Raw genomic sequence first — 12,259 nt, 5'->3', positions numbered from 1 at the left:
CGCGCGCGCAGTACAGTTCTTCCGCGTAATTTTCTTTCGCATGCAACCATGACAAACCAGTCCAGCACCCCCGACATTCCCCTGAGCCCCTTCACTGGCGAGGCACCCGACATGTTCTTCGGCCTGCCCATGGCCATGGCGCGCGCCATGGCGCTGCGCGGCGAGCGCATTGGCAACGACATGGCCCAGGTGCGCATGGGCTTTCAGGCAGAACAGGCCAACAGCCGCGGAGAGGTGCATGGTGGCTCGATCGCCACCTTGCTTGATTGCACGCTGGCTGCGGCTGCGCGCGCCCATGACCCCGCCGCCTATGGCGTGGCCACCATCGACCTGACGCTGCACTACGTCGCCGCGGGCCGCGGGGATCTGATCGCCACCGCGCGTTGCGAGCGGCGCGGGCGATCCATCAGTTTTGCCCGTGGCGAGGTGCGCGCCGAGGACGGTACCCTGGTGGCCCTGGCCACCGGCAGCTTCAAACTGATTGCACGCGCCCCGGCAGCAGCCGGGGCGTGAGAGCATGACGCAGAGCGCCTCAGCTGGGCTGCACGCCTGCGGCCTGCAGCAGGCGCCCCCAGATCGGGGCCTCCTCTGCCCACGCTCGGGCAAATTTTGCGGGCGTATCGTCGTCTACGGGGATAAAGCCGGCAGCGATGATGTGGCCGACCTGACCGAGGGGCAGGTGCAGCTGGCCGTGGGTTTTCGGCGCGAGCTGTGCCTGGTGGAGCAGGCCAACAGCCTGGGCAACCCCGTCTTCCGGCCCGAGGTGGGTGTGCACACCTCGCTGCCGCGCACCGCGTCGGGCCGCGCCTATCTGCTGGGCCTGCCCGATGAGGAACGCGAGGCCTACCTGCGCGACCTGCGCGCCACCGACCCGCAGCGCGCCGATTGGCTGGATCAGCGGCTGGGCGACGCGCGCCGCGACCTGGCAGAGCACGGCTTTTGCCGCAGCCACGGCGACCTGCACCGCGAGCTGGAGTCGATCGCGGTGGCAATGTCCCGGCCGCAGGACGGCGAGCTGTGGGTGTTTGCGGTGACGCTGCCCATCTACAGCCCGCTGTGCGGCAAGCTGGAAACCGAAGTGGGCCCGCGCCTGCGCACGCTGGTGCGGTCGGTAGAAAGCGTGCTCGGGGCCTCAGGCCTGTCGTGACGCGCTCTCACCAGCAACACACAAAACACCACCCAAGGAGACATCGTGAAGGTTCTGGACAGCGTACGTGTGCTGGAGATTGGTGGCCTGGGCCCGGGGCCGTTTTGTGCCATGCACCTGGCCGACCTGGGGGCGGACGTGATCTCGGTGGTGCGCGAGGCCAAGAGCCAGGCGACCACGGGCCCGCTGCTCAACCGGGGCAAGCGCTCGGTATTCGCCGACCTCAAAACCGAGGAAGGCCGCCAGCTGGTGCTGGCGCTGGTGGCCGAGGCCGATGCGCTCATCGAAGGCATGCGCCCCGGCGTGATGGAGCGCCTGGGCCTGGGCCCCGAGGATTGCCAACGCATCAACCCCCGCCTGGTGTACGGACGCATGACCGGCTGGGGCCAGAGCGGGCCGTTGGCGCCGCGTGCCGGGCACGACACCAACTATGCCGCCGTCAGTGGCGCGCTGTGGGGCTGCGGCCCCTTTGACGCGCGGCCCGTGTCGCCCTTTGCCGTGCTGGGCGATATCGGCGGCGGGGCCATGTACCTGATGACGGGGCTGCTGTCGGGCATCGTGCAGGCGCGCGCCACGGGCCGCGGCACGGTGGTGGACGCAGCCATCGTGGACGGCTCGGCCCACATGCTGAACCTGATGCTCAGCGCGCGCCAAAGCGGCCTGGTGGCCGATGTGCGCGGCCAGAGCATCCACGACAGCGCACCGTTCTACGACACCTATGTCTGCGCCGATGGTCAGCACATCACCGTGGGCGCCATCGAGCCGCAGTTCCATGCCTTGCTGCTGGAGGTTCTGGGGCTGGCCGACGACCCGGATTTCACCGGCCCCCAGTGGGACAAGGCGGCCTGGCCCAAGCGCCGCTCGCGCCTCGCGGCCCTGTTTCTGGCCCAGCCGCGCGCGCACTGGCAGGCGCTGCTGGAGCCCACCGATGCCTGCTTTGGCGCCGTGCTCAGCCCAGTAGAGGCGGCAGCGCACCCGCACATGCAGGCGCGCGGCGTGTACACCGAGCACCAGGGCGTGCTGCAGGCCGCACCGGCGCCGCGCTTTGACGGCGCGGCCTATGAGCCGGGCGAGGCCTGCGTGCCGGGTGCGCACACGCAGGCAGTCATGGAAAGCCTGGGCCAGGCGGGAGCGCAGGCCGTGTGGCGCCAGCGTCCAGCGCTCTAGGCGACGCTGGGTAGAAGGCCCGTCACGGCGTTCTTCGCCGGAGGTGCGTTCAGCGTTGCCTGAACAGCGGCGACGCCGCCAGAAGCCGGAACGCCTGCGAGGCCAACGCCAGACAGGCGACTTTGGCCAGCAGCATTGCTGCGTCAGAACGCGTTCACGATCCAGGAAGCCCTGGGCGAACGGCTCCAACTTCAGCGGGACGCAAGGCGCTGCTGCGCCCGCGCGTGGCGCAGCAAGGTTTGCTGCGCCTGCGCCAGCACCGGTGCATCCACCATGCGGCCATCCAGCACGCAGACGCCGCCACCGGCCTGCTGCAGCGCCTGCTGAACACGCAGCGCGTGGGCCACCGCAGCCTCGTCGGGGTCGAAGGCGGCATGCAGCACCGGCACCTGCGCCGGGTGGATGCACAGCTTGCCGCCAAAGCCCATGCGCCGCGCGCGCTCGGCGTCACGGGCCATGCGCGCGGGGTTGCGCGTGTCCACCGTCACGCCGTCAACGGGTGCGGCCAGCCCTGCGCGGCGCGAGGCGAACACCAGGGCCATGCGCACGGGCAGCAGCTCTTCTTCGGTTTCGCCACAGGCCATGCCGGCATCGACCTGGAAGTCCAGGTGCCCGAAGGCCAGGCGCACCACCTGCGGCGCTGCCGCCAGGGCATCGGCGGCGGCCAGGCCAGCCACGCTCTCGACCAGCGGCACCAGCGCGGCCTGCGGCCCGGCGGCCTGGGCCACGGCCTGCAGCGTTTGCGCGTGCTCTGCCTTGGGCACCACGGCGCCAGCCAGGCCCTGGGCCGTGAGCTGTGCCAGGGCCTGCAGGTCAGCGGCGAACCAGGGCGAACCCTCGCTGTTGATGCGCACCAGCAGGCGCGCACGCGCCGCGCCTTCCAGCGCGGCCACGGCCTCGGCCAGGGCGGTGCGGGCACGCTCCTTGTCGGCGGGAGCCACGGCGTCCTCCCAGTCGGCGATCACCAGGTCGGCGCCGCTGGCCAGGGCCTTGGGCAAGCGCTCGGGCTGGGTGGCCGGCACGAAAAGAAAAGAGCAGGCCTGCTGCACCAGATCGGACATGGATGCTTTCCTTATTCGGCCGATACGCCCGCAGCCTTGATGACCTTGTCCCAGCGCGCCACCTCGGCCTCCAGGTGCTTGCGCAGCCCCTCAGGGGTGGCCTTGTCGGGCGAGACGAGATCGGAGCTCAGCTCGGCAATGCGCTTTTTCACGTTCTCGTCCTTGATCGCCACGTTCAACGCCTTGTTGAGCTTGGCCATCACGTCTTTGGGCGTGCCCTTGGGAGCGTACATGCCGTGCCACACCTTCACGTCGAAGCCTTTGAGGCCCTGCTCATCCAGCGTGGGGATATTGGGCATGGACGACAGGCGCTGCGGCGTGGTCACGCCAAACACCTTGGCGCGCTTGCCGTCCTGGATCACGGGCGCGGTCTGCGTGGTCTGGTCGCACAGCAGGTCCACCTGCCCGCCCATCAGGTCGTTCATGGCTGGGCCAGCACCTTTGTAGGGGATGGTGGTCAGCTTCACGCCCAGCTGGTGCATGAACAGCATGCCGCACAGCTGCGACACGGCGCCAATGCCGGCGTTGGCCAGCGACACCTTGTCCTGGTTCTTCTTCACGTAGTCCTGCAGCTCCTGGAAGTTGTTCGCCGGAAAGTCCTTGCGCGACAGCAGGGTCATGGGCACGTCCAGCACCTGGCCGACGTACTCGAAGTCCTTGAGCGGGTCATAAGGCAGCTTCTTGTAGAGCGCCGGGGCCGTGGCCATGCCCATGTGATGGATCAGGATGGTGTAGCCGTCGGGTTTGGAGCGGGCGATGCGCGCGGGCGCCAGCGTGCCGCCCGCGCCCACCGTGTTTTCCACCACCACCGTCTGGCCCAGCGACTGGCCCATGGGCACCGCCAGCAGGCGCGCCACCACGTCGGTGGGGCCGCCAGCGCTGTAGGGTACGACCAGGGTGACGGTCTTTTCGGGCCAGGTGTTGGCCAGGGCGTTGCCGCACAGTGCCAGCGTGGCGCAGGCGGCAGCGATGGAGCCGGCAACGGTGCGGCGGGAAATCGGGATGAAGCGTGCTGTCATGGGGGTCTGTCTCCTGTTTGTGGTTTGTGATGAACGGGCGCCTGGCCAGCGCCCTTCGTAGCTTACGGGCCCAGCAGGTGCTGCGTGCGCGGCCAATCCTGCACCTGCCACAGGCGCTGCACGGCGGCGTCGGCCTGCGCGGCAGGCACCGCGCCGCCATAAGCCGCCAGGCGCAGCGCCTTGGCGGTGATTTCCTCGCGCGACAGTGTGTTGCCGGGGTCGCCCTTGGGCTCGTCCACCCGGCCGTGCAGCGTGCGGCCGTCGGTCGTCTGCACGGTGACCTTGCCGATCCAGCGCTGCGGGTAGGCGGCGTCCACCTCGGCGTCCAACTCCATGCGCACCTTCTCGCGCAAGGCCACCGTGTCGGGGGCCAGGAACTGCGCGTCGAATTCGGTCAAACCCGCATGGCCAAAGCGCGCGGCCAGTGCCAACACCGTGCCCATGGAAAACTTGGACTGGTGCACCGTGCTGGGCGAGACCACCGGCCCCAGCACGTCGATGGCGCCTTGGTGCACATGGCAGGTGACCTGCGCGATGTCGGCGGGCGCCAGGTCGTGCTCGCGCATCACCTGCTGCAGCGCGTCGGCGGCCGGGTGCGTGTGGCGGCACGAGGCATGCCATTTGAACGATGTCTCGGCCGTGGCCCAGCGGGTGCCGAGGCCGTCGGTCAGCCTGGCCGGGTTGGAATCCTGCGACATGCCCGCGGCCAGGCCCTGCGGGCCGGTGAAGATGTCTTGCGCGCCGGTGAAACCGTCCTTGGCAAGATACGCGGCCATCAGCCCTGCGGCTGCGGCGTGTGCGGTGTGCAGCTGCTTGCTGTCGGCGGCGGTGCGCAAAAACTCCCACAGCCCGGCCGATTGCGTGCCGGCCGATCCGAAGGCGTGCTGCATCTGCGCGGGCGTCAGCTCCAGCAGGCGGCCCACGGCGGCGGCCGCCGCCAGCGTGCCGGCCGTGGCCGTGGTGTGGAAAATCTTGTAGTGGCTGCGGCCCAAAAACTCACCCACGCGGATGCCCACCTCGTAGCCGGCCACGCAGGCCGCCATCAGCTGCGCGCCGCTGGCGCCGATGGCCTGCGCCACCGCCAGCGCGGGCGGAAACACCACCGCCGCCGGGTGGAACACCGAGCCGTTGTGCACGTCGTCCTGCTCGGCCACATGCGCGGCCGCAGCGTTGGTCAGCGCCGCCATCATGGGGCTGCTGGTAACGCCGTGGCCAATGACTTCGCTGGGGCCCGAGGCAGGGCCCTGCGCCAGCGCAAAGCGCGTGATGCTGGCCACGGGCCGCGCGCGGCAGCCGGCCAGCACCGAGCCGAACCAGTCCACCCACAGGTCTTCGGCGCGGCGCTGCACGGGCGCGGGCACATCGCTCCATTGCAGCGTGGCGGCAAACTGTGCCAGGGGGTGGATGGCGGCTTGGGTTTCTTGCTTCATTTTTGGCTCCAGTGCAGGCGGGATAAGCGCTATCAGCTATGGTTTTTGATTCAAACAGATTGCGGGGCCTGCAGTGCGTCGATCTGCTCGGCGCTCCAGCCCAGCGCGGCCAGGATGGCTGCGTTGTGCTGGCCCACGGCGGGCACGGCGTCCATGCGGTAATCGAACGCGCTGTTCACGCCCGGCGGCAGCAGCGCGGGCACCGCGCCCGCAGGCGTGCCCACGGTGCGCCAGCGCTGGCGCGCGGCCAGCTGCGGGTGTGCCCACAGGTCAGCCATGTCGTTGACGCGGGCGTTGGCAATGCCAGCGGCCTCCAGGCGCTCGACGACCTGGGCGGCGCTGAGCGTGGAGAACTCTTGCAAGATCAGCGCCTGCAACGCGTCGCGGTGGGCGTTGCGCTGGCCGTTGGAACAGAAGCGCGCGTCCGTGGCCACCTCAGGGCGCTGCAGCACGGTGTCGCAAAAGGCCTTCCATTCGCGCTCGTTCTGCAGGCCCAGCATCACCGTCTTGCCGTCGCCGGCTGCAAACGGTCCGTAGGGATAGATGCTGGCGTGCGACGCGCCGGTGCGCGGCGGCGGCGGGGCGCCATCGTGGGCGTAGTACATCGGGTAGCCCATCCACTCGCCCATGGCTTCGAGCATGGACACATCGATATGGCTGCCCTCGCCCGTCTTGCCGCGCAGCAGCAGGGCCGACAGGATGTTGGTGTAGGCATACATGCCTGCAGCGATGTCGGCCACCGAGATGCCGGATTTGGAGGGTGTCTCGGGCGTGCCCGTCACAGACAGGAACCCCGCCTCGCTCTGGATCAGCAGGTCGTAGGCCTTCTTGTCGCGATACGGCCCGTCGGCGCCATAGCCGCTGATGTCGCACACGATCAGCTTCGGGTTGTGCGCCTTCAGGGCTTCATACGACAACCCCATGCGCGCGGCCGCGCCGGGCGCCAGGTTTTGCACCAGCACATCGGCGGTCTTCAAGAGCTGCAGCAGCGCGGCCTTGGCCTGCGGCTGCTTCACATCCAGCGCCAGGCTTTCCTTGTTGCGGTTGAGCCAGGTGAAATGCGACGACTGACCCTTCACCCGCTGGTCATAGCCGCGCGCGAAGTCGCCACTGCCGGGGCGCTCCACCTTGATGACGCGCGCGCCCAGGTCGGCCAGCTGGCGTGTGCAAAACGGTGCGGCCACCGCATGTTCGAGCGATACGACGGTGATGCCGTCGAGGGGGCGGGTCATGGAAACTCCGTTATGTGTTGGCTGCCTTCACTCCCTCCCCCGCTGGGGGAGGGTGGGGGTGGGGGCCTGCGGCGTCACCTTGCCTGGCAGCCCCCATCCCAACCTTCCCCCAGCGGGGGAAGGAGTAAGTCCATCAGAAAGACCGCGGCAGGCCCAGGATGTGCTCGGCCACGTAGCTGTAGATCATGTTGGTCGAAATCGGCGCCACCTGGTACAGGCGGGTTTCGCGGAATTTGCGCTCGATGTCGTACTCGCACGCGAAGCCAAAGCCGCCGTGGGTCTGCAGGCAGACGTTGGCCGCTTCCCAGCTGGCCTTGGCCGCCAGGTACTTGGCCATGTTGGCCTCGGCGCCCGCGTTCTGGTGGGCGTCGATCTTCTCGCAGGCCTTCCAGCGCATCAGGTTGGCGGCTTCCAGCTCGATGAAGGCATCGGCAATCGGGAACTGCACGCCCTGGTTCTGGCCAATGGGGCGGTTGAACACCACGCGCTCGTTCGCGTACTTGGCGGCGCGGTCAATGAACCAGTAGCCATCGCCAATGCACTCGGCGGCGATCAGGGTGCGCTCGGCGTTCAGGCCGTCCAGCAGGGTCTTGAAGCCCTTGCCTTCTTCGCCCAGCAGCGCGTCCTCGGGGATTTCGAGGTTGTCGAAGAACAGCTCGTTGGTCTCGTGGTTGACCATGTTCAGGATGGGCCGCACCGTCAGGCCGTTGCCAATCGCCTGGTGCAGGTCGATCAGGAAGCACGACAGGCCATCGGACTTCTTCTTCACCTGGTCGGCTGGCGTGGTGCGCGCCAGCAAAATCATCAAATCGCTGTGCTGGATGCGCGAGATCCAGACCTTTTGCCCGTTGATGACCCAGCGGCCATCCTTCTTCACCGCCGTGGTCTTGAGCTTGGTGGTGTCGCTGCCGGTGGTGGGCTCGGTCACGCCCATGGACTGGATGCGCAACGCGCCCGAAGCGATCTGGGGCAGGTACTTTTCTTTTTGCGCCTGCGAGCCGCTGCGCACGATGGCGTTCATCACGTACATCTGGCCGTGGCAGGCGCCGGAATTGCCGCCGCTGCGGTTGATCTCCTCCATGATCACCGAGGCCTCGGCCATGGTCAGGCCCGAGCCGCCGTATTCCTGCGGGATCAGCGCGGCCATCCAGCCGGCCTTGGTCAGGGCATCGACAAACTCCTCGGGGTAGGCGCGGGCCTCATCGATTTTGCGGAAATATTCGTCGGGGAACTGGGCACAGAGGGCGCGCACGGCGTCGCGGATTTCCTGGTATTGGTCGGGCTGGTGAATCATGGTGGATTTCAAGTGTTTTGGGGCTCTAGCGCTTATGTAGCAAGCGTGAGCAGCTATTGATTTGGTAGTTTTCAGGCCAAGGTGGCCGTGCCCTGCATGGTGAGGAACCCCTCGTGGTCCTGGGCCCACAGCTCCACGGTCTTGCCGTCGGCCGATGGTTTGCCGTGCACGCTGAACGGGTGCAGGTCGAACGTGGGGCGCACTGCGCGGAAGTCGAACGTGAGCACCTGCGCGCCCGGCAGGCTGCGGCGCAGCAGGTCCAGCAGCAGCGTGGCGATCAGCGGGCCGTGCACGATCAGGCCGGGGTAGCCCTCGACCTCGGTGACGTACTTGCGGTCATAGTGAATGCGGTGGCCGTTGAAGGTGAGCGCCGAGTAGCGAAACAGCAGCACGTCGTCGGGCACGATGGTGCGCGACCAGGCGGCCTGGCCGTCCAGTGGCGGCTTTTGCGGCGCGGGTGCGGGGTCGCCGGGCTGGGCGGCACTGCGGTAAACAATGTCGTGCTCTTCGGTCAGCGCCAGGCCCTGGGCATTGCGGTACTGGTGCTCCACCAGCACAAAGAGCAGCTCGCCGGTGCGCCCGGCCTTGTGCTTGACCGACTGGATGGTGGATGTGCGCTGCACCTGCTGGCCCACGCGCAGCGGGTTGGCGCCATCACCCTGCATTTCCCAGCGCAGGCGCCCGCCCGCCCACATGCGGCGCGGCAGCGGCACGGGCGGCAAAAAGCCCCCGCGCTTGGGGTGGCCGTCGGGGCCGATCTCGCTTTGCCGGGCATGCGGCAAAAAATACAGCCAGTGCCACAGCGGCGGCAGGGCGGTGCCGGCAGCGGGCGCCGGGTCGTCCCTGTCCAGCGTGGCCGACAGGGCGTCCACGGGCGCTGCCGTGAGGGTGTCGCTCAGGGTTTCGCTTTGGCCCTGCCAGGTTTGCAGGTGGGCCAGGGCGGCGGTGTCGATGGTGATATCTGTCATGGCCGCCATCGTCGCGGCAGGCCCGCGCCCGCGCAATCCACGTTTATGAAAGCATGTCTTTGGCAGCCATGAAGCCCCGATGCGCCAAAGGCCTGCTTTCATGCGGCAAAAGCCTGTCCTCTTGATTGCCGAATAGCGCACCGGGGCCTTTGCGTTCATGCTCGCGGCCATTGATTTCCATATCGCTAACGAAGGACGACAAACATGACGAAAAAGATGGTGCAGGACAAGGTAGTGGTGGTCACGGGGGCTGGCGGCGGCATCGGGCGCGACATGGCGCTGGCCCTGGCCGCGGCCGGCGCCAAGGTGGTGGTGAATGACATCGGCACCTCCACCACCGGCGAGGGCACCGACGCCGGCCCCGCGCAAAAAGTGGTGGACGAGATCAAGGCCGCCGGCGGCCAGGCCGTTGCCAACATGGACAGCGTGGCCGACGCTGCCGCTGCCGGCCGCATCATCCAGTGCGCGCTGGACCACTTTGGCCGCATCGACGGCGTGGTCAACAACGCGGGCATCCTGCGCGACCGCTTCTTTCACAAGATGAGCCTGGACGAGTGGGACGCCGTCATCAAGGTGCACCTGTACGGCAGCTACTACATGGCCCGCGCCGCCGCCACCCACTTCAAGGAGCAGGAAAGCGGCGCCTTTGTGCACATGACCTCCACCTCGGGCCTGATCGGCAACTTTGGCCAGGCCAACTACAGCGCCGCCAAGCTGGGGCTGGTGGCCCTGTCCAAGAGCATTGCGCTGGACATGCAGAAGTTCAACGTGCGCTCCAACTGCATCGCCCCGTTTGCCTGGAGCCGCATGATCGGGTCGATTCCCACCGACACGCCCGAGCAGCAGGCGCGCGTGGCCAAGATCCAGCAGATGACGCCCAACAAGATCGCGCCGCTGGCCGTGTACCTGCTGTCTGACCAGGCCCAGGACGTGAACGCCCAGGTGTTTGCCGTGCGCAACAACGAAATCTTTTTGATGAGCCAGCCGCGCCCCCTGCGCTCGGTGCACCGCAGCGAAGGCTGGACGCCCGAGTTCATCGCCGAGCACGGCATGCCCGCGCTCAAGGCCTCGTTCGTGCCGATGGACCGTTCGGCGGATGTGTTCAGCTGGGATCCAGTCTGACCCCGGGAGCGGCTCCATGCCCATCAACTACCACCACCTGAAGGCGCGCGACTTTGGCGTGGTCCGCCAGTCGTACACCGAGCGCGACACCATGCTCTATGCGCTCAGCCTCGGACTGGGCAACGACCCGCTGGACGCCGCCGCCCTGCCCTTCGTCTATGAGGGCCTGGAGGGCGGCCTGCGCGCCCTGCCCACGCAGGCCGTGGTGCTGGGCTACCCCGGCTTCTGGGCGCGCGAACCCGACACCGGCATCGACTGGGTGAAACTGCTGCACGGCGAGCAGCGCGTGCGCTGGCACCAAGCGCTGCCAGCCAGCGGCGACGTTGTGGGCCACAACCGCATCACGCACCTGACCGACAAGGGGGAGGGCAAGGGCGCCATCATGATCACCGAGCGGCGCCTCGAATCCGCTGCCGGCGAGCTGCTGGCCACTGTGCAGCAGGCGACCTTCTTGCGCGGCGACGGCGGCTACAGCCAGCAAGGTGGCGGCCAGCCCAGCGACGCACCGCTGCCCGCGCTGCAGCCCACGCCCGAGGACCGCGCGCCCGACTTCACCGACACCCAGCCCACCCGCCCAGAAGCGGCGCTGCTGTACCGCCTGATGGGCGATTTCAACCCGCTGCACGCCGACCCGGCCGTGGCCACCAAGGCCGGCTTTGAGCGCCCCATCCTGCACGGCCTGGCCAGCTACGGCCTGGTGGCCCGCGCGGTGCTGCGCCAGTGTGGCGGGTGCGACCCCGCGCGCCTGAAGGCGCTGGACATTCGCTTCGCCGCACCGGTGTACCCGGGCGAGACCCTGGTGACCGAGATCTGGCGCGTGCCCGGTCAAGCAGGGCAATTCCAGTTGCGCGCCCGCGTGGCCGAGCGCGACAAGGTGGTGCTGAGCCACGGGTTTGCCGAATTGTCCTGAACTATCAAAAAGTGAGCTATCAGCGCTTGCTGTGAAAGCGCTGCGGCCCATTTTCATCCATAACAATCCCAGGAGAACGCCATGAGCGCATCCCCCGTGTTGACCTCGGTGCTGGACGGCATCGGCACCATCACCCTGAACCGCCCCGAGGCGCGCAACGCGCTCAGCATGGACATGCGCCCGGCCCTGGCCGCCGCGATTGCGCAGATGCGTGACGACGCGCAGGTGCATGCCGTCATCCTGACCGGCGCGGGCGGGGCCTTCTGCTCGGGCGGCGACATCTCGGCCATGCTCGACACCAGCCGCACCGGCCTCACTTTCCGCACCGGCATGCGCGAGCTGCACCAGTGGTTCCCTGAGCTCGTGAACCTGGAAAAGCCCGTCATCGCCGCCGTGGACGGCCCGGCGTTTGGCGCCGGCCTGAGCCTGGCGCTGGCGGCAGACTTTGTGCTGGCCACGCGCCGCGCCAAGTTCTGCGCGGTATTTGGCCGCATCGGCCTGGTGCCCGATCTGGGCGCCCTGCACCTGCTGCCGCGCATCGTGGGCCAGCAAAAGGCCAAGGAGCTGGTCTTCACCGCGCGCACGGTGGATGCCCAAGAGGCCCAGCAGCTCGGCATGGTCTTCGACATCGTCGAAGACGGGGCCGAGCTGCTTGATGCCGCGCGGGCGCTGGCGCGGCGCTTTGGCGAGGCGTCCACGGCCGCCATCGGCATGGCCAAGACCATCATGAACCAGTCCTTCGAAAGCGACGCGCGCACCATCGCCGAGCTGGAGTCCTACGCCCAGGCCATGTGCCGCGGCTCGGCCTACCACCAGGACGCGGTGCAGCGCTTCAAAAACAAAGAGCCGCTGCGCTTCGACTGGGAAAAACTATGAGACATCCCCCTGAGGCGCTGCGCGCCTCCATGC

The 12,259-nt window shown here is 68.1% G+C and carries 12 protein-coding genes; 6 read left to right on the top strand and 6 right to left on the bottom strand.

What is annotated here, in order from left to right:
- The first annotated feature begins 48 nt into the window (after window positions 1–48).
- Genes J8G26_RS01830 through J8G26_RS01820 form a run of 3 tightly spaced genes read left to right on the top strand, consistent with a single transcriptional unit; the run spans window position 49 to window position 2,314 of the window.
- Window positions 49–513 carry a PaaI family thioesterase gene (locus J8G26_RS01830; protein ID WP_087742969.1) on the top strand — a complete coding sequence of 155 codons (465 nt, stop codon included), beginning with the start codon at window positions 49–51 and terminating at the stop codon, window positions 511–513.
- 4 nt (window positions 514–517) lie between these two features.
- Entirely contained in the window at window positions 518–1,147 is a 630-nt protein-coding gene (locus J8G26_RS01825) for a hypothetical protein (protein ID WP_246881187.1), read from the top strand.
- A 45-nt stretch (window positions 1,148–1,192) separates the two neighbouring features.
- Window positions 1,193–2,314 carry a CaiB/BaiF CoA-transferase family protein gene (locus J8G26_RS01820; protein ID WP_210567709.1) on the top strand — a complete coding sequence of 374 codons (1,122 nt, stop codon included), beginning with the start codon at window positions 1,193–1,195 and terminating at the stop codon, window positions 2,312–2,314.
- 191 nt (window positions 2,315–2,505) lie between these two features.
- Here the strand turns inward: J8G26_RS01820 and J8G26_RS01815 are convergent, their stop codons facing one another.
- From J8G26_RS01815 to J8G26_RS01790, 6 genes are all read right to left on the bottom strand, one after another.
- On the bottom strand, window positions 2,506–3,375 hold the full coding sequence (locus J8G26_RS01815; protein ID WP_210567708.1) for a CoA ester lyase: 870 nt from the start codon (window positions 3,373–3,375) through the stop codon (window positions 2,506–2,508).
- An 11-nt stretch (window positions 3,376–3,386) separates the two neighbouring features.
- Window positions 3,387–4,394, bottom strand: coding sequence for a tripartite tricarboxylate transporter substrate binding protein BugD (locus J8G26_RS01810; protein WP_087742966.1), 1,008 nt, complete (start codon window positions 4,392–4,394; stop codon window positions 3,387–3,389).
- A gap of 62 nt (window positions 4,395–4,456) precedes the next feature.
- Window positions 4,457–5,824: an MmgE/PrpD family protein gene (locus J8G26_RS01805; protein ID WP_210567707.1), complete on the bottom strand. Its 1,368-nt coding sequence runs from the start codon at window positions 5,822–5,824 to the stop codon at window positions 4,457–4,459.
- 50 nt (window positions 5,825–5,874) lie between these two features.
- Window positions 5,875–7,056, bottom strand: a complete 1,182-nt coding sequence (locus J8G26_RS01800) for a CaiB/BaiF CoA-transferase family protein (RefSeq protein ID WP_210567706.1) — start codon at window positions 7,054–7,056, stop codon at window positions 5,875–5,877.
- A gap of 133 nt (window positions 7,057–7,189) precedes the next feature.
- Complete coding sequence (locus tag J8G26_RS01795) at window positions 7,190–8,350, bottom strand: acyl-CoA dehydrogenase family protein (protein ID WP_087748097.1); 1,161 nt, start codon at window positions 8,348–8,350, stop codon at window positions 7,190–7,192.
- Between the two features lie 71 nt (window positions 8,351–8,421).
- A complete protein-coding gene (locus J8G26_RS01790; protein ID WP_087742963.1) occupies window positions 8,422–9,327 on the bottom strand; it encodes a MaoC family dehydratase N-terminal domain-containing protein in 906 nt (301 codons plus the stop codon).
- 195 nt (window positions 9,328–9,522) lie between these two features.
- Here J8G26_RS01790 and J8G26_RS01785 point away from each other — a divergent pair, with 195 nt between their 5' ends.
- The 3 genes from J8G26_RS01785 to J8G26_RS01775 all read left to right on the top strand — a co-directional run bounded on the left by J8G26_RS01785 (window position 9,523) and on the right by J8G26_RS01775 (window position 12,226).
- Window positions 9,523–10,440, top strand: coding sequence for an SDR family NAD(P)-dependent oxidoreductase (locus J8G26_RS01785; RefSeq protein ID WP_210567705.1), 918 nt, complete (start codon window positions 9,523–9,525; stop codon window positions 10,438–10,440).
- Window positions 10,441–10,456: 16 nt separating this feature from the next.
- Window positions 10,457–11,350 carry a MaoC family dehydratase gene (locus J8G26_RS01780; protein ID WP_210567704.1) on the top strand — a complete coding sequence of 298 codons (894 nt, stop codon included), beginning with the start codon at window positions 10,457–10,459 and terminating at the stop codon, window positions 11,348–11,350.
- An 81-nt stretch (window positions 11,351–11,431) separates the two neighbouring features.
- Window positions 11,432–12,226: an enoyl-CoA hydratase/isomerase family protein gene (locus J8G26_RS01775; protein ID WP_210567703.1), complete on the top strand. Its 795-nt coding sequence runs from the start codon at window positions 11,432–11,434 to the stop codon at window positions 12,224–12,226.
- Window positions 12,227–12,259 lie beyond the last annotated feature (33 nt).

It is taken from the genome of Acidovorax sp. JG5 (assembly GCF_017939685.1).
GTDB lineage: Bacteria > Pseudomonadota > Gammaproteobacteria > Burkholderiales > Burkholderiaceae_C > Acidovorax.
Note: the sequence above shows the minus strand (reverse complement) of the source record. Positions and strands in the feature narration are given on the sequence as shown.